The organism is Cupriavidus sp. FW216-B1 (assembly GCF_058789195.1).
Map to the genome: position 1 here is coordinate 266,229 of NZ_JBYTEL010000003.1, position 15,886 is coordinate 282,114.

The 15,886-nt window shown below is 70.6% G+C and carries 15 protein-coding genes; 7 read left to right on the forward strand and 8 right to left on the reverse strand.

The window, feature by feature from the left end:
* The first annotated feature begins 52 nt into the window (after nucleotides 1-52).
* The 7 genes from AC3WXD_RS10955 to AC3WXD_RS10985 all read left to right on the forward strand — a co-directional run bounded on the left by AC3WXD_RS10955 (nucleotide 53) and on the right by AC3WXD_RS10985 (nucleotide 7,109).
* Entirely contained in the window at nucleotides 53-982 is a 930-nt protein-coding gene (locus AC3WXD_RS10955; protein WP_059413238.1) for a branched-chain amino acid ABC transporter permease, read from the forward strand.
* 22 nt (nucleotides 983-1,004) lie between these two features.
* Nucleotides 1,005-2,171, forward strand: a complete 1,167-nt coding sequence (locus AC3WXD_RS10960; protein WP_492323695.1) for a branched-chain amino acid ABC transporter permease — start codon at nucleotides 1,005-1,007, stop codon at nucleotides 2,169-2,171.
* Nucleotides 2,168-2,965 (forward strand): ABC transporter ATP-binding protein, encoded by a 798-nt coding sequence (locus tag AC3WXD_RS10965; protein WP_492323696.1) that lies wholly within the window; start codon nucleotides 2,168-2,170, stop codon nucleotides 2,963-2,965. The genes AC3WXD_RS10960 and AC3WXD_RS10965 overlap by 4 nt, the downstream gene beginning before the upstream one ends.
* Nucleotides 2,962-3,669 (forward strand): ABC transporter ATP-binding protein, encoded by a 708-nt coding sequence (locus AC3WXD_RS10970; RefSeq protein WP_059413241.1) that lies wholly within the window; start codon nucleotides 2,962-2,964, stop codon nucleotides 3,667-3,669. The genes AC3WXD_RS10965 and AC3WXD_RS10970 overlap by 4 nt, the downstream gene beginning before the upstream one ends.
* A 42-nt stretch (nucleotides 3,670-3,711) precedes the next feature.
* Nucleotides 3,712-5,001 carry an amidase gene (locus AC3WXD_RS10975; protein ID WP_492323697.1) on the forward strand — a complete coding sequence of 430 codons (1,290 nt, stop codon included), beginning with the start codon at nucleotides 3,712-3,714 and terminating at the stop codon, nucleotides 4,999-5,001.
* A 40-nt stretch (nucleotides 5,002-5,041) separates the two neighbouring features.
* Entirely contained in the window at nucleotides 5,042-6,331 is a 1,290-nt protein-coding gene (locus tag AC3WXD_RS10980) for a M20 family metallo-hydrolase (RefSeq protein ID WP_492323698.1), read from the forward strand.
* A gap of 205 nt (nucleotides 6,332-6,536) precedes the next feature.
* Nucleotides 6,537-7,109, forward strand: coding sequence for a helix-turn-helix domain-containing protein (locus AC3WXD_RS10985; RefSeq protein WP_454732456.1), 573 nt, complete (start codon nucleotides 6,537-6,539; stop codon nucleotides 7,107-7,109).
* Between the two features lie 10 nt (nucleotides 7,110-7,119).
* Here AC3WXD_RS10985 and AC3WXD_RS10990 read toward each other — a convergent pair whose 3' ends face one another.
* From AC3WXD_RS10990 to AC3WXD_RS11025, 8 genes are all read right to left on the reverse strand, one after another.
* The gene (locus AC3WXD_RS10990; protein ID WP_492323793.1) at nucleotides 7,120-8,094 is read right to left on the reverse strand and encodes a cytochrome-c peroxidase; all 975 of its coding nucleotides are present in this window, start codon (nucleotides 8,092-8,094) and stop codon (nucleotides 7,120-7,122) included.
* A gap of 326 nt (nucleotides 8,095-8,420) precedes the next feature.
* Nucleotides 8,421-10,187, reverse strand: coding sequence for a GGDEF domain-containing protein (locus tag AC3WXD_RS10995; protein ID WP_059413246.1), 1,767 nt, complete (start codon nucleotides 10,185-10,187; stop codon nucleotides 8,421-8,423).
* A gap of 283 nt (nucleotides 10,188-10,470) precedes the next feature.
* Nucleotides 10,471-11,163, reverse strand: a complete 693-nt coding sequence (locus AC3WXD_RS11000; protein ID WP_492323699.1) for a DUF3299 domain-containing protein — start codon at nucleotides 11,161-11,163, stop codon at nucleotides 10,471-10,473.
* A gap of 35 nt (nucleotides 11,164-11,198) precedes the next feature.
* Entirely contained in the window at nucleotides 11,199-11,756 is a 558-nt protein-coding gene (locus AC3WXD_RS11005) for a DUF3299 domain-containing protein (RefSeq protein ID WP_454731291.1), read from the reverse strand.
* Nucleotides 11,757-11,766: 10 nt separating this feature from the next.
* A complete protein-coding gene (locus AC3WXD_RS11010) occupies nucleotides 11,767-13,035 on the reverse strand; it encodes an ABC transporter permease (RefSeq protein WP_059413249.1) in 1,269 nt (422 codons plus the stop codon).
* The gene (locus AC3WXD_RS11015; RefSeq protein ID WP_454731289.1) at nucleotides 13,035-13,739 is read right to left on the reverse strand and encodes an ATP-binding cassette domain-containing protein; all 705 of its coding nucleotides are present in this window, start codon (nucleotides 13,737-13,739) and stop codon (nucleotides 13,035-13,037) included. The genes AC3WXD_RS11010 and AC3WXD_RS11015 overlap by 1 nt, the downstream gene beginning before the upstream one ends.
* A gap of 19 nt (nucleotides 13,740-13,758) precedes the next feature.
* On the reverse strand, nucleotides 13,759-14,319 hold the full coding sequence (locus AC3WXD_RS11020; RefSeq protein ID WP_492323700.1) for a DUF2796 domain-containing protein: 561 nt from the start codon (nucleotides 14,317-14,319) through the stop codon (nucleotides 13,759-13,761).
* Nucleotides 14,320-14,681: 362 nt separating this feature from the next.
* Nucleotides 14,682-15,758, reverse strand: a complete 1,077-nt coding sequence (locus tag AC3WXD_RS11025; RefSeq protein ID WP_492323701.1) for a Fic family protein — start codon at nucleotides 15,756-15,758, stop codon at nucleotides 14,682-14,684.
* Between the last annotated feature and the right edge of the window lie 128 nt (nucleotides 15,759-15,886).

Consider the following 15,886-nt stretch of genomic DNA (forward strand, 5'->3'; position numbering starts at 1 on the left):
TGTCGCGGCCGCCAGGGCCGCAAGACGCGCCATGCACTGACGCGGAGAATCCATGAGTGTGATTGCCCAATATGTGTTCAACGGCCTGATGCTCGGCATGATCTATGCCATGGTCGCCGTTGGATTCACGCTGTTCTTCGGCGTGCTCGATGTCATCAAGTTCTCCCACGGCGACACGCTGATGGTGGGCGCCTTCGCCGGCCTGGCGGCGTCCACCGGCGTGCTGATGCTCGGCATCGACACGCCGTGGATCCAGCTCCTCGCCGTGGTGGCCTGCGCGGTCAGCGTGACCGGCCTGCTGGGCGCCGGCATCGCCAAGTTCCTGATCCTGCCGCTGCGCAAGGCGCCGCCGCTGAACACGCTGCTGGCCACGCTGATGCTGGGCACGGTGATGCGCGAATGCGTGCGCCTGTTCTATCCCGACGGCTCCAACCCGAAGCCGTTCCCGCGGCTGCTGCCCTCGGCCTCGATCGAGCTGGGCAGCCTGTCGCTGCGGGCCGACAACCTGATCCTGCTGGCCACCGGCATCGCCATCATCGTCGGCGTGCACCTGCTGATCACGCGCACCCGCTTCGGCATGGCGATCCGCGCGGTGGCGCAGGACGGCGAGACCGCGCGGCTGATGGGCATCGACTTCGAGGCCGTGGTGCTGTTCACCTTCGCGCTCGGCTCGGCGATGGCGGCGCTGGCCGGCGTCATGAACGGCCTGTACTACAACGAGATCAATTTCAACGTGGGCCTGCTGCTCGGCGTGATCGGCTTCGCCGCGGCCATCCTGGGCGGGCTGGGCAACATCTACGGGGCGATCCTGGGCGGCTTCCTGTTCGCCGCGCTGCAGGTGATCGGCAGCGCCACGCTGCCGGCGCTGATCCCGGACATTCCGAGCGCGTACAAGGACGTGTTCGCCTTCGCCGTGGTGATCGTGCTGATGGCGTTCAAGCCGACCGGGCTGATCGCCGAGAAATCCAGTGAACGGGTCTGAGGCCACAGGGGAAACCAACACCATGAACCAACCATCCATCCCGATGCGCGCCCCCGCCGCGGTGCTGGCCGCGGCCGGCATCGCCATCACGCTCTACCTGTGGCTGTTCCTGCATGCGGAGTCGCAGCTGAGCGTGGCCATCCTGCTGGCGGTGGCGCTGGCCGCGGTGGTGGCCGGGCACCGGCTCGGCGCCACGCGCCGCCTCGAGGCCGCCGGCATGAGCCGGCCCGGCCTGGCGCGCCTGTGGGCGGCGGCCGGCACGCTGGCGCTGATCGCGGCGTTCTACGACACGCACTTCGCGCTGCTGATGATCTGCACCGTGCTGCTGTACACCACCGCGTGCCTGGGGCTGACGCTGCAGTTCGGCTTCTCGGGCGTGGCCAATTTCGCCGGCGCGGCGTTCTTCGGCATCGGCAGCTACGCCACCGCGGTGCTGGCCGCGCACAGCGGCCTGCCGCACCTGCTGATCATCGTCATCGCCGGCGTGATCTCGGCGCTGGTGGGCTCGCTGCTGATCGCGCCGGTGCTGCGCACGCGCGGGCACTACGCGGCGCTGGTCACGATCGCCTTCGGCATCCTGTTCAAGACCTTCATCGAGGTCAACGACGTGCTGGGCGGCCCGCAGGGCCTGCAGGTGCCGGGCATGCGCCTGTTCGGCTACGCCCTCAACGACGGCTTCACCGTGTTCGGCGCCGACGTGTCGTTCTACGTCAGCTACGCCCTGCTGAGCCTGGGCATCTGCGGCGGCGTGTTCGCCGTGGTCAAGGCGCTGGAGCGCTCGTGGGTGGGCCTGGCGATGGACGTGGTGCGCACCGACGAAACCGCCGCGGCCACGTTCGGCCTGCATATCGCGCGCTGGAAGGTGGTGGCCTTCATGCTCGGCAACTTCTTCGCCGGCATCGCCGGCAGCGTGTACGGCATGGTCACGGGCTTCGTGGCGCCCAACAACTTCACGTTCTCGGATTCGCTGCTGATGCTGTCCATCGTGATCCTGGGCGGGCTGGGCAACGCGGTCGGCCTGGTGCCGGCCGCGATCATCGTGCTGGTGCTGCCGGAAAAGCTGCAGTTCATCCAGGAATACCGCTTCCTGTTCTACGCGGCGCTGGTGATCGCCATCCTGCTGTTCCGCCCCGCCGGGCTGATGCCGCGCAAGACGCGCCTGTTCTTTGCCGGGGAGGCTTCGCGATGAGCAGCGTGAACGATACCGGCGTCATGGTGGAAGTGCGCGGCCTGACCATGCGCTTCGGCGGCCTGACCGCGCTCGACAGCCTCGACATGCGCATCCGCGAGGGCGATATCCTCGGGCTGCTGGGCCCCAACGGCTCGGGCAAGACCACCTTCTTCAACGTGCTGACCGGGCTCTACAAGGCCAGCGGCGGCTCGATCCGCTACCGCGGCGAGGAAGTCATCGGCAAGTCGCCGCAGGAGATCTACCGCGGCGGCGTGGCGCGCACGTTCCAGCGCTCGCGCCTGTCGCTGCCGCTGACGGTGTTCGACAACATCGTGATCGGCGACTACCAGCACATGCGCCACGGGCTGGGCTTCAACCTGTTCCGCCGCAAGGCCTTCCGCGCGGAATACGATGCCTACGTGGACAAGGTCAAGGGCCTGCTGGAGATCTTCAGCCCGCCGCTGGTGGCGCGCCTGTTCGAGCCGGTGGAGACCTTCACCATGATCGACCGGCGCCGCATCGAGGTGTGCCGCGCGCTGATGAGCCAGCCGCGCCTGCTGCTGCTCGACGAGCCCTCCGCCGGCATGACGCACGACGAGACCCACGAACTGATGAACGACATCCTGGATGTGCGCGGCAAGCTCAAGAGCCTCTCGGTGGTGCTGATCGAGCACGAGATGAACGTGATCGAGCGCATCACGGACCGCTGCGTGGTGCTGAACTACGGCAAGAAGATCGCCGAAGGCACCTACGCGCAAATCACCGCGGACCCGGATGTGCAGACCGCCTATCTTGGGGAGGAAGCGGCATGAGCACGCTGAGCGTGAAGGGCCTGAGCACGGGCTACGACAAGGTCAACGTGCTGCACGACGTGTCGATCGAGGTGGCGCCGGGCAAGATCACCTGCATCCTGGGCGCCAACGGCGCCGGCAAGAGCACGCTGATCCGCGCCATCCTGGGCCTGACGCCGCCGCGCCAGGGGCAGATCCTGTGGGACGGCCGGGACCTCGCCGGCGAGAAGACGCACAAGATCATCGCCAGGGGCATCTCGTGCATTCCCGAGGGCCGCAAGGTGTTCCCGCGCATGACGGTGGCGGAGAACCTGGCGCTGGGCGCGTTCCTCGAGAGCAACGCGCCGCTGGTGCGCGAGCGGCTCGGCAAGGTCTACGATATCTTCCCGCGCCTGAAGGAGCGCGCCGCGCAGCTGGCCGGCACCATGTCCGGCGGCGAGCAGGCGATGGTGTCGATCGGGCGCGGGCTGATGGCCGAGCCCAGGCTGCTGGTGATCGACGAGCCTTCGCTGGGGCTGTCGCCGCTGTACGTGAAGGAGAACTTCAAGGTCATCAAGCAGATCAACGCGCTCGGCATCACCGTGCTGCTGGTGGAGCAGAACGCGCGCCAGACGCTGGCGATCTCGCACTACGGCTACGTGCTGTCGCAAGGCCGCGTGGTGGCGCAAGGCACGGCCGAGGCGCTGTCCGCCAACGATGAAGTGCGCTCGGCCTATTTTGGCTAGACTCGCGGCCGAACGCGCCGGAACCACAGGAGAAAACCTGCCATGAACGATTTCCTGACTCTTCCCGTGCGCGAGCTGGCGGTGCGCATCGCGCGGCGCGAGCTGAGCGCGCAAGCGGTGGCGCGGGCCTGCATCGAGCGCATCGAGGCGGCCGAGGCCGGCGTCCTGGCCTGGCAGCATTTCGATGCCGCTCAGGCGCTGGCGCAGGCCCGCGCGCTCGACGCCGCGCCCGCGGCCGGCGCGCTGCAGGGCGTGCCGCTCGGCGTCAAGGACCTGATGGACACCGCCGACATGCCCACCACCTACGGCTCGCCCATCTACGCCGGGCACCGCCCGGCGATGGACGCGGCCTGCGTGGCCGCCGCGCGCGCGGCCGGCGCGCTGGTGATGGGCAAGACCGTCACCACCGAGTTCGCCACCTTCCAGCCCGGCGCCACGCGCAACCCGCGCGCGCCGGCCGACGCGCCGCGCACCCCGGGCGGCTCGTCCAGCGGCTCGGCCGCGGCGGTGGCCGCGGGCATGGTGCCGCTGGCGTTCGGCACGCAGACCGCCGGCTCGATCGTCCGCCCGGCCGCGTACTGCGGCGTGGTCGGCTACAAACCCACCTACGGCACGCTGCCGGGCGCCGGCATCAAGCCGCTGGCGCCGAGCCTGGACACCGTGGGCGTGCTGGCGCGCACGGTCGACGACGCGGCCTTCTTCATCGGCACGCTGGCGCGCCTGCCGCTCGCGCCGGCGGATGCCCCCGCGCCGGCCCGGCTGCGCGTGGGCATCTGCCGCACGCCGCACTGGGAGCGCGCCGGCGAGGACAGCCGCCGCGCGCTGGCCGATGCCGCGCGCGTGCTGCAGGCGCAGGGCGCCACCGTGGGCGAGCTGGCCATGCCGGAGGCCTTCGCGCGCCTGACCCAGGCGCAGATCGACATCATGGCCTACGAGGCCGCCGCCGCCTTCGTGCCCGAGCTGCGCGCGCGCCCGGAAGGCTTCAGCGCCGCCTTCGCCGCGCTGCTGGCCACCGGCCAGCGCATCGACGGCACGCATTATTTCGCCGCGCAGGCGCTGGCCGCCGAGGCGCGCCGCGCGTTCGAGGCGGCCTTCGGCCAGTTCGACGTCGTGCTCGCGCCCAGCGCCGAGGGCGAGGCGCCGGCCGGCCTGGGCGCCACCGGCGACCCGATCTTCAACCGCATGTGGTCGCTGCTCGGCAACCCCTGCGTGCACGTGCCGACCGGCACCGGCGCGCACGGCATGCCGGTCGGCGTGACGCTGGTCGGCCCGTGCCGCGGCGACGCGCAGGCGCTGGCCGCCGCGCACGCGCTCGAGCGCGGCGTGGCGTGAGCCGCGGCGCGGACCGGAACAACATCCCAGGAGCACCGTTTTGACCTTTCAGGAACAACAAGCCGCCGAGCGCGCCCAGGACCACGTCGACGGCGCGCGGCTGCAGGCCGCCATCGCCGAGCTCGCCGCGTTCGGCGGGCGCGACGACGGCGGCGTCTCGCGCGAGGCGCTCACCGACGTCGACCTGGCCGCGCGCCGCCACCTGATCGCGCGCGCCCGCGCGCTCGGCTGCGAGGTGAGCACCGACGACTGCGCCAACCTGTTCTTCCGCCGCGCCGGCACCGCCGAGCTGCCGCCGGTGCTGACCGGCAGCCATGCCGACACCCAGCCGGTGGGCGGCAAGCTCGACGGCGCCTATGGCGTGCTGGCCGGCCTGGAAGTGATCGCCGCGCTCAACGACGCCGGCATCCGCACCCCGCGCCCGATCGAGGTGGTGGCGTGGACCAACGAGGAAGGCAGCCGCTTCGGCCCCGGCGCGATGGGTTCGAGCGCGTTCGTCGACCCGGCCTGCCTGCCGGCCTACCGCGACGCGGTCGACGGCGCCGGCGTGCGCTTCGGCGACGCGCTGGACGCGGCGCTGGCGGCCTCGCCCGACGTGCCGCGCCGCCCCATGCGGCAGCCGATGTCGGCCTGCGTGGAGCTGCATATCGAGCAAGGCCCGGTGCTGGAGCGCGCCGCGGTGCCGCTGGGCGTGGTCGGCGGCATCCAGAGCGTGCGCTGGTATCGCGTGACGTGCGCCGGCACGATGGGCCACGCCGGCACCACGCCGATGCGCGAGCGCAGCGACGCGATGGCCACCGCCGTGGACGTCGCGCAGCAGCTGTACGCGTTCGCCGCGACGGAATCGGGCGCCGCCGCCGGCACCGAGCTGCGCCTCACGCTGGGCCGCTGGCAGGTGTCGCCGAACTCCGTGAACACGATTCCGGGCAAGGTAGAATTCACGGTCGATGCGCGCTGCGTGGACGAGGCGGTGCTGGAGCGCTTCGAGGTCAGGCTCGGCGAGATCGCCGCGCGGCAGCACCGCGGCAGCGTCGGCTTCGCGTGCTTTTTCCGCCGGCCGCCGACGCTGTTCCCGCCCGCGATGCTGTCGCTGGTGGGCCGGGCCTGCGAGCGCGCCAGCGCGCGCGCGGGGCTGGCCGCGCCGCTGCAGCTGACCTCGGGCGCGTTCCACGATGCCATGTACCTGGCCGGGCACTGCCCGACCGCCATGATCTTCGTGCCCAGCAAGGGCGGCATCAGCCACAACGCGGCCGAGGACACCGCGCCGCACGACCTGTTCCTCGGCGCGCAGGCGCTGGCCTACACCGTGGCCGCGCTCGCGCACCAGTGACCAACGCAGCGGGCGGCCGGCAAGCCGCCGGCTTGCCCTCATTCCTGGACGGATCGAATTGAAAGCGAAGAACGCACAGCCCGCCAAAACGGCCGCCGCGGCGCCGGCAGCCAGGGCCAAGCCGGCAGCCGGAGCGGCGCCCGCGGCCAAGGCCGCGCCGCGGGCAACGCGCCGGGCCGCGCCCGGGAAGGCCGCCGGCGCGGGGTTGCCGCCCGCGCCACCCGCCGCGCCCTCGCCCGCCGCCACGCTCGGCCTGCAGCTGCGCCACGCCCGCCTGGTGGCCGGCTACACGCTGCTGCAGCTGTCGCACAAGGCCGGCTGCTCCGAAAGCCTGATCTCCAAGCTCGAGCGCGGCCACGCCACGCCGTCGTTCGCCATGCTGCACCGGCTGGCGGTGGCGCTCGACACCAACATCGCGGCGCTCACCAGCGACGAGGCGCCCGGCGAAAACCCGATCCTGCGGCGCGGCGAGCGCTCGGTCATCAAGGCCGGCGGGATCGCGCTCGAGCGGCTGGTGCTGCCCAAGCGCGGCGGGCTGCTGCAGGCGAACATCCATATCGTGTCGCCGGGCGAATCCAGCGACGGGCAGATCGAGCACGTGGGCGAGGAAGTCGGCTACGTGCTCGAAGGCGTGCTGGAGCTGATGCTCGGCGACGTCACCTACACCATCGCCGCCGGCGACGCCTTCACCTTTCCGAGCAGCGTGCCGCACGGGTACCGCAACATCGGCACCGACGTGGCCAAGGTGCTGTGGGTGAATTCGCCGGCGACGTTCTGACTCTCGAACCTTACTCGAACGGCTGCGGCCGCTTGGTGGCGTCGCTCGACGGCGGCAGGATCGGCAATGTGAGGCGCGGCTGGTCGCCGGTCAGCGTCTTGAGGAAGGCCACGATGTCGGCGTTCTCCTGGGCCGTGAATTTCCGCCCGAGCTGCAGGCGCCCCATCGTGTCGACCGCCTCGCCCAGCGTGTCGGCGGCGCCGTCGTGAAAGTACGGATAGGTCAGCGCGACGTTGCGCAGCGTGGGCACCTTGAAGTTGAAGCGGTCGGCATCGCGCCCGGTGACGGCGTAGCGGCCTTCGGCCGGGTTCGAGGTCTTGTACGGCTCCACCAGCCCCATCTTCTGGAACGAGTTGCCGCCGAGATTGGGGCCGTTGTGGCAGGCGATGCAGCCCGCGCTCTTGAACAGCTGGTAGCCGCGCAGCTCCTGCGCGTCGATGGCGGTCTTGTTCCCCTTGAGCCACTTGTCGAAGCGCGCGTTGGGCGTGACCAGCGTGCCCTCGAACGCCGCGATCGCCGCCGTCACCTCTTCGATGGTGAGCTTGTCGTTGCCGAAGACCTGGCGGAATTCCGTCACGTATTGCGGGATGGAATTGAGCATGTCCACGGCCAGCTCGTGCGAGAACGCCATCTCGCCGGGATTGGCGATCGGGCCGCCGGCCTGGGCCTGCAGGTCCTTGGCGCGGCCGTCCCAGAACTGGGCGAGGTTCAGGCTCGAATTGAGCACCGTGGGCGAATTGATCGGGCCCTTCTGCCACTTGTCGCCGATCGAGGTCTTGAGGTTGTCCGAGCCGCCCATGCTCAGGTTGTGGCACGAGTTGCAGGAGATGAAGCCCGAGCGCGACAGCCGCGGATCGAACCAGAGCTTCTCGCCGAGCCGGACCTTGGCCGGCTCCGTGACCTTGGCGGCGGAAATGGGCTGCACGGGCTCCTGCGCCGCCGAGTGCGCGGCGCCCGACAGCAGCACGAAAACCAGACCTGACATACCCCGGACGAACGAATTCTGGAAAAGCCGTTTCATGGAGGACTCCGTTTCTTGTTTTTGAACAGGAGGCACCATCGGGATGAAACGAAGCGGTCGCGTCGCCGGGACCCGCCCGATGGCGCCTCTTATCGACATGCGCCAGAAAAGCGTATCGATTAGGCGCCGGCGGCCATCGGCGGGCCTTGATGCCAGTCAAGAAAGCCTGCGGGTTCGCCGCGACTGTCTCCATGCGGGCACGCGCGGCCCGCCCCGAACGGCAATGTCGCTAATGTCTTGGCCGCAACGCCGCGTGGATGGCCTCATGGCGCATCCGGCGACGCGGCCCGTCAGCCGACGGCCGGCTCCTGCGACGCGGTTTCGGCGACGATCCGGTCGCGCCCGCCCTGCTTGGCCTGATACAGCAGCAGGTCGGCGCGCCGCATCAGCCCGTCCGCGTCGCGGGTCTTGCCGGGCACGGCGAAGGCCGTGCCGAAGCTGGCCCGCAGGCTGAACCGCTCGCCGCTGTCGGCCACGAGCATCGTGGCCGACAGGCGCTCGCGCAGGCGCTGCGCCATGTCCACGGCATCGCTGCCCGCCGGCACGCAGGCCAGCACCGCGAACTCCTCGCCGCCGATGCGCGCCACGATGTCCTCCTCGCGCCAGACCTCCCGGCTCAGCGTGGCGACGCGGCGCAGCGCGCGGTCGCCGGAGGCGTGGCCGTAGCGGTCGTTGATGCGCTTGAAGTGGTCGATGTCGAATATGGTCAGCGACAGCAGCCGCCCGTCGGCGCGCCGCCCCGCCCCCGAGCAGGCATCCTTCAGCCTGCGGTCGAAGGCGCCGCGGTTGAGCAGGCCGGTGAGCGCGTCGGTCTCCGCCATCTTCGAGAGCTTGGCGATCAGGTGGCGGCGCTCGTTCTCCAGCCGGGCCCGCTCGATGCTGTTGCCCTGCAGGACCTGCACGGCATCGAACAGCTCGCCGATCTCCCCGCGGTATGGCCTGGGCGACAGCGGCGCGGCGAGGTCGCCGGCCGCGATGGCGCGGATGGCGCTGGCGGCCTCGGCGAAAGGCTGGACCACCTGCCGGCGAAACAGCCAGACGCCGAGGAACAGGCAGGCGACCACCACCGAGAGAATGGCGACGATGCCGCCCAGCCACGCCAGCCGGACGTCGCGCCGCGCGCCCACCTGCTGCTGGACCAGTTCGAGGACCTCGTCCCGGAAATTGGTGATGGAGCCCATCAGGGGCACGTAATGCCGGGCGAACTCGGCAGTCGAGACGCCCGCGTCGCCGGGCAGGCTCGCCAGCGCGCGCACGCGGGAGAAATAATCCAGGCCCACGCGGAAATACTGCATCTCCACCAGCTGAAACGCGCCGCGCGGCAGCGCCTGATCGTTCAGCACGCGCGGCTGGAGCAGCGCCCGCAGTTGCGCGATGGTGCCCAGCGTGCGCTCGATGGCGAACTGCTCGGCGTCGGTCAGCGGCCGGCCGGTGCCCAGCGCCGGCGTGAGCTGCGAGCCGAGCAGCCCGGCCTGTTCCCGCAGCAAGGCCGCCAGCCGGGCCGCCAGCAGGCGGCTGAGCGCGCCGGGCGCGCCCCGGTCGACCTTGGCGGCGCTGACGTCGGCGATGGCCGTGAAGTGCGGGACCACCTGGATCATGCCGGCCACCGCGCGATGCAGCGCTTCGCCCGTGCGGGCGCCGCGCGGCTGGTCCAGCAGGCCGTCGATGAAGGCCCGCGCCCGAACCAGATCCGCGCGTGCCCGCAGCACCGCGTCGCGTTCGTCGAGGCAATCGCGGCACGCCGGCGCCTCAAGCTGGCTCAGCAGGTCGGCGATGCGCCGGTCGCTTTCCGCGCGCGCCTCCCGCAGCGCGCGCTCGCGCGCCGGTGGCGGCGGCGACGCATCGCCCAAGGCGGCGTTGCTGGGGCCGCGCTCCACCGAGACCTTCTCCATCGCGAGCAGGATCGAGTGGAAGACGCGCAGGTCGGCGAGCGCGCGATCGGCATTCGCGTAGGCGGCCCACTGGTACGAGAACAGCCAGGCCGACAGTGCCAGCAGGACCACGGCCAGGGTTGCGGCGATCAGGGCAAAGCGGCGTTCCAGCGGCGAGGTTGGCAAGGGAATCTTTAGCATCGTGAGCGGGCACTACCGGGGCCGGGGCCGATGCGTGTCGCCGCATCCGGCCCGGGCTTCAGGGTGTGTCGAGGCCGCGCGAAGGACTCCAGGCGGGACCTTGCCGCCTGAGCGGCCGCAAGGTCGAAAATCCTCGGAACAAGGAGCGTATTTTAGCGGCGGCGGATTCGGCGGTGTTGCAGGGTCGACTTGACCCATGCCGGCAGGGCATGGTATGGCGGCGGCCTGCCCGGACCCCGCCGGCACCGGCGGCGGCGACGGATTCGCCCTATTTCCCCGCCGGCTGCCCGGGGGACGCCACGGGGGGCGCGAGATAGGGCTCGACGCGCGCGGCCTGCATGGCGTAGCCGGCATATCCCATCATGGTTTCCGCGCGCTCCACGCGCATGACGCCGCTGATCCAGACCGTGTCCATCGTGCGCAGCCCCGGCAGCGGCTGGTCGGTACGCACGTGGATGACCTGGTTGGCGGGCGGCGGCGGCACGTGGATGCAGGCGCCGAAATACGGCACCAGCAGGAATTCGCGCATGGCCTCGCCTTCCGCGTCGAGCGAGACCACGAACCCGGGCAGCCGCACCGGCGCGCCGTCCAGGCCGCGCTCGACCGGCGCGTTCTTCCAGTATTGCCGCGCCTTGTACAGCGCGACCTGCGCGCGCGGGTCGCCGTCCTCCATCTGGTCGAGCTTGAGTCCCTTGAACGGCGCCATCGGGTCCCAGCCCCTGGGCAGCAGGGCCTGCCAGTCGATCTCCCGGAAGGCGGGGTCCGGCGGCCGGGCGGCGGCGGGCGCGTGCGGCAGCGGCTGCCCCACCGCGTACTCCGCGCGGGCGGCGGATGCGGGATTGCCGGCCGGCTCGCCTTGCGCCAGCGGGCGGAACGCGCGCACCCCCGCGATGGTGAGCGCGGCGAGCACAATCGCGATCGCGACCGTGGCCGCGACGGCGGCGCGCGTTCGTTCTGACATGGGTGCGGGCTGTGCCGTTCGTCGCATCTGCGCGCCTACCTGCCGCCCGGCCTCTCCACGTAGGGCTCGACGAGGCTGCCGCGCATCGCGTAGCCGGCGTCGCCCATCACCGAGGAAAAGCGTTCGATCCGGAGGGTGCCGCTGACCCAGACCGAGCTCATCGTCCTCAGCCGGTTCCTCAGCGGCTTTTCCATCAGCACGTGGACGACCTGGTTGGCCGGCGGCGGCGGCACATGGATGCAGGCGCCGAAATACGGCACCAGCAGGAATTCGCGCACGATGCCGGCGTCGCCCGACATCGGCACGACGTAGCCGCGCAGGCGCGCGCGGGCGCCCTGGAGGGACGGCTCGACCGGCGCGCTTTTCCAGTAGTCGCGCGCCTTGAACAGCGCCTCCTGCGCGCGCGGGTCGCCGTCCTCCAGCTCATCGAGCTTGAGGCCCTTGAAGGGCGCCTTCGGGTCCCAGCCCCGGGGCAGCAGCGCCGACCACGGCAGGGTCGGAAACTCGTCGCCGCCCTCGGCGCGCGCCTGCGGCAACAGCGCCGCGCCGGCGCCGGCCACCGCGGCGCGCAACATCGTTCGTCTGGTCGGCATGGGATGCACCTCAGGTATTGGGCGTCAGGCCGTCGGCCAGGCTCAGCCGGTAGGCGCGCCACCCCGGCAGCAGCGACGCGGCGGCCCCGGTGGCGACGATCGCGGCCAGCAGCGGCAGCTCGCTCGCCTGCGGCCAGGCGACGGGCAAGGCCAGGCCGAGGCTCGCCTCCAGCCACGGCGCGACCGCCACCGACAGCACGGTCAGCAGCAGGTAGCCCGCCAGCGTGCCGGCCAGCATCAGCACCAGCCCCTCGGCCGCCAGCAGCATCAGCAGGTCCAGCGGGCGCGCGCCCACCGCGCGCAGGATGGCCAGTTCCCGCCGCCGCTCGCCCAGCGCGGCGAGGATCGAGGAGACCAGCCCGGCCAGGCCGACCGCGACCACCAGCGCCGACATCAGCAGCAGGCCCTTCTCGCCGATGCTGACGATGTCCCACAGGTCGTCGAGCGCCACGCCCGGCAGCACGGCCATCAGCGGCTCATGCGGGTCGTCGGCGATCTCGCGCTGCAATGCGAACACGCGCGAGCGCAGCTTCAGGCCGACCAGCACGCCGGTGATGCTCTTGGGCGTGAGGTCGAACTTGCGCACCAGCCCGGGCGGGATCGACAGGCCGGGGATCGGGGTGCCCGCCTGCCAGTCGAGGTGTATCGCTTCCATCGCCTCCAGGCCGATGTGCACGGTCCGGTCCACCGGCGTTCCGGTGGGCGCCAGAATCCCGGTGACGACGAACGGCTTGTCCGCGTGCTGGAGCTGCCCCGCCATCGGCCCGGTGGCGTCGCCGTGGCTCAGGACGATGCGGTCGCCGAGCCGGTAATTGAGCCGGCGCGCCACCTCCGCGCCCAGCACGGCGTCGAACAGGCCCTGGAACGGCTGCCCCTGCGCGAGCACCAGCGGGCGCCGGTCGCCGTAGCGGAAATGGCGGAAGTAGTCCTGCGAAGTCGCCAGCACCGGAAAGCCGCGATGGGAATCGCCCAGCGAGATCGGGATGGTCCAGGCCACCAGCGGATGCCGCGCGATGCGCAGGGCGCTGTCCCAGCCCATGTTGTTGGTCGCGCCGCCGAGGCGGAACACGGTGTAGAGGATCAACTGCGTCGGGCTCGAGCGCGCGCCGACCACAAGGTCCGTTCCCGAGACCGACTGCGAGAATCCGGCCCGGACCTGATGGCGGATGCGCTCGACGCCGAGCAGCAGCGCGGTCGACAAGGCAATCGCCAGCACCATCAGCAGCAGGTTGTAGCGGCGGTTCCAGGCGCTGCGCGCGGCCAGCCCGAGCAGCGGCATCAGGCGGCCTCCGCGGCGCCGGCCGCCGGCATGGCGAAGCGGCTGCCGAAGCGCGCCGCCAGCCGTTCGTCATGGCTGACGAAGACCAGGCTGGCGCCGACCGCGCGGCACTCGCGCTGCAGCAGGTCCATGAACGCGGCCTGGCGGCCCGCGTCCAGCGCCGAGGTCGGCTCGTCGGCCAGCACCAGCTCCGGGCGCCCCAGCAACGCCCGGGCCGCCGCGACGCGCTGCTGCTGCCCGACCGAGAGCCGCGCCGCCGGCCGCCGCCACAGCGGCTCCGGCAGGTCCAGCCGCGCCAGCAGCATGCCCGCCGCCGCCGCGGGGCTCGCGCCCTGCTGCGCCGAGCGCCGCCGGCGCAGCGCGGAGAACTTGCAGGCCAGCAGCACGTTGTCCAGCACGGACAGATAAGGCAGCAGGTTCAACTGCTGGAAGATGATGCCGATGTGGTCGGCGCGGAAGCGGTCGCGCTGCGCGCCGCTCAGGTCCCGCAATGCCGTGCCTTTGAGCAGGAGCTGGCCCTGCCCCGGCACCAGGACCCCGGCCAGCAGGCCCAGCAGCGTGCTCTTGCCGCTGCCGCTGGCCCCCGAGACGAAGACATGCTCGCCGGCCGCCACGCGGAAGCGGTCCAGGGTCAGGCACGCCGCCTGCTGGCCCGGCCAGGCGAAGACCACATCCGTCAGGTCGACGACCGGTTCGCTCACCATGCGGTGCTCACCGCGGCGCTCACCATGCCAGCCGGTAGCCGGCGCGCGTCAGCGTGGCCCCGGCCTGCTTCGCCGGCGTGACCAGCTGCACCGCGGCGCGCTGCAGCGCCGGAAACGCGTCGAACAGTTTCACGTCGATCTGGCGCAGCGCGGACGCCGCCTTGCAGCGAAACACATAGTCGGCGTCGAGGTCGGCATGCTCGTCCCGGGCCGCCGCCTGCGGAGCAGCCGCAGCCACCGCGGCGCCGTCGCCGGCGGGCATGAAAGCGCGGTTCAGCGGGCCGAAGTCGAACCGCACCGATTCCAGCCGGCAGCCCGCGGCGGGCGAGGCGACGAACAACTTCTCGCCATCGCGCAGCCGCGCCATGCCTTGCTGCGCGGCAGCCTGCTCGGCCGCGCCATGCGGAGCGTGCTCGAAGCCGAACAGGTTCATCAAGGGCGACGCCAGATGCACCGTGAGCACGGCCCCGTCCTGCACCACGTCCAGCTTCGCCGTGCCGTGCACATGCGCCTCGTGCGCACCCGCGCCGGCCATCATCAGCAAAGCGGCGAGCGCCGCGCCTGTCCGTCCCAGATTCATTGCGTCCACCAAGAAGAGAAAGCCGAGAGCGCCAGGGCAGCCGCTTTCACCCCGCAATCGCGGTACCCAGATGCGTTTCCGCGGCCCGTGGGATCCGATGCCCAGGCGATGCCCCGGAAGGCGCCGGCGCTCTCGCGCAAGCGGGTTCGGCAGAACCGTCGCTTGCGCGAAAGCGCGGCCGCCTCGCGGTGGCCGCCGGCGTGCAGTCACGATTGGTACTCACGACTGGCACTCACAATCCGCGGCCACGGTTTGCAACCGAGTTGCACGGCAATCATAAATGCAACAAAGTTGCATGGCAAGGGTGGGGGTGAAGAAAGCGTGTGGTTTCGGCCGCTGCCGCCATGAAGCAGACCGTCACTTCAGGCGTCGATCGTGCTACCAGGACCGTCAGCAGCGATACGCCTCCATTTCGCACTACGCCCCTTGCCCGTTGATTCGATCAACCCCTCTGCTTTCATCGCCCGCAGCACCAGTCGCACCATGTCCCGGCTCACGCCCGGGCATGCTTCCTCAATCTCGGAAATCGAAAACAGCAGGCTGCGCCCCAGCACTTCCGCCCGCACCCGGTCGCCCTTGCTGCCACGCCCCCGCTCGATGGTGCCGACACGCTCCTCGAACTCGCGGTAGGCCCGCAGCAAGGCACCCCAGAAGTAGTCAAGCCACGGTTTGGCGTCGTGCTGCCCCTGGTGCCAACCCTGCGAACTGGCTTCCAGCGTCTCGTAATAGCCTTCCTTTGTGTCCTCGAAGATGCGTTCCAGGCTGATGTAGCGGCCCACGGCATAGTCGAAGTGGTAGAGCAGCAGCAAGGTCAGCAAGCGGGACATGCGGCCGTTGCCGTCCGGGAAGGGGTGGATGCACAAGAAGTCGAGCATCGCCAGCGGCACCAGCACCAGTGGGTCGGCCAGGTGCTGATCCAGCGCGGTAGCGTAGTGTCGACTCAGATCGGCCATGGCCATCGGCGTCAGGTGCGCAGCGACCGGCTGGAAGCGCAGACGCGAGGTGCCGTCCGGATGGCGTTCGATGATGTCGTTGTTGGTCGCTTTCCAGCGTCCGCCCGCCTGCGGCATATAGCGGTACAGCAGGGTATGCAGCTGCAGCACCACGCCTTCGTTGAAAGGCATATGCACGGCGGACTCATGGATTAGGGCCAGGGCGTCGCGGTAGCCGGCGATTTCTTGTTCGGAGCGACTCTTCGGGGTTGCGTTGCGGATAACCAGGGACTTCAGCCGTGAGGGCGCGACGACAACACCTTCCAGCCGGTTGGAAGACTCGGTGGACTCGACCACCGCGATCTGGCGCAGGCCCTTGAGGACTTCAGGTGATTGCGCGGCGTATAGCTGCTGCTTGCCCCGGTACTCGCCCAGTGAGCGCAACGTGGCCGCCTGGGTGCCATCGAAGCGAAGCGCGGTGAGGTACTCGGGGGTAAGCGAGTGCATGGAAATGTCGGCCCAGGCGGTCTAAATGGGGCAATCATATCCCTTAAACAGGGTATTTTCTCAAAAAATACCTCATTAAGATCATTCGACTACCCTGTTTCCACGACTGTAGTGCGGGCTGCGGCGGG